Genomic DNA, 1351 nt, shown 5'->3' with positions numbered 1-1351 from the left:
GCCCCGGGCCTGTCGTGACGCTGTATGAGCTTGAGCCTGCTCCTGGGACGAAGTCGTCGCGGGTGATTTCGCTGGCGGACGACATTGCGCGGTCGATGAGTGCGATCTCGGCGCGCGTGGCGGTGGTTCAGGGCAAGAACGCGATCGGCATCGAACTGCCGAATGCGCGCCGCGAGACGGTCTTCCTGCGCGAATTGCTCGCGAGCCAGGATTTCGAGGCGACCAAGCACAAGCTCGCGCTCTGCCTCGGCAAGACCATCGGCGGCGAGCCGGTGATCGCCGATCTTGCCCGCATGCCGCATCTGCTCGTCGCCGGCACCACCGGCTCGGGCAAGTCGGTCGCGATCAACACCATGATCCTGTCGATCCTCTACCGGCTGAAGCCCGAGGAATGCCGGCTGATCATGGTCGACCCCAAGATGCTGGAGCTGTCGGTCTATGACGGCATCCCGCATCTGCTCACCCCCGTCGTCACCGACCCCAAGAAGGCGGTCGTCGCCCTGAAATGGGCGGTGCGCGAGATGGAGGAGCGCTACAAGAAGATGTCGAAGCTCTCGGTGCGCAACATCGACGGCTTCAACGCCCGCGTCGGCGAGGCCAAGGCGGCCGGCGAGGTCATCACGCGCACCGTCCAGACCGGCTTCGACAAGGGCACCGGCGAGGCGATCTACGAGGAGGAGGTCATGGACCTCGAGCCTCTGCCCTATATCGTCGTCATCGTCGACGAGATGGCCGACCTGATGATGGTCGCCGGCAAGGAGATCGAGGGCACGATCCAGCGCCTCGCCCAGATGGCCCGTGCCGCCGGCATCCATGTCGTGCTGGCGACGCAGCGTCCCTCGGTCGACGTCATCACCGGCACGATCAAGGCCAACTTCCCGACCCGCATCTCCTTCCAGGTCACCAGCAAGATCGACTCGCGCACCATCCTCGGCGAGATGGGCGCCGAGCAGCTGCTCGGCCAGGGCGACATGCTCTACATGGCCGGCGGCGGGCGCATCACCCGCGTCCACGGTCCCTTCGTCTCGGATGCCGAGGTCGAGAAGGTCGTGGCCCACCTCAAGACCCAAGGCCGGCCGCAATATCTCGACGCCGTCACCTCGGAAGAGGACGAGGCGGGCGAGGAGGCCGAGGACGGCGCCGTCTTCGACAAGAGCGCGATGGGCGCGCCCGACAGCGACGACCCCTACGAGCAGGCCGTCGCCGTCGTGCTGCGCGACAAGAAGGCCTCCACCTCCTACATCCAGCGCCGCCTCCAGATCGGCTACAACCGCGCCGCATCCATCATGGAGCGCATGGAACACGAAGGCATCGTCGGACCCGCAAACCACGCCGGAAAAAGAGAGATCCT

The 1351-nt window shown here is 66.0% G+C and carries 1 protein-coding gene; it reads left to right on the top strand.

Features of this window, described 5'->3' with window-relative positions:
- On the top strand, positions 1-1351 hold a 1351-nt coding region (locus BW981_RS22215), incomplete at both ends, for a DNA translocase FtsK (RefSeq protein WP_280174213.1).

This window comes from Allobosea sp. TND4EK4, from assembly GCF_900156025.1.
Classification (GTDB): Bacteria; Pseudomonadota; Alphaproteobacteria; order Rhizobiales; family Beijerinckiaceae; genus Allobosea.
This window is presented reverse-complemented; position numbering and strand designations above follow the sequence as displayed.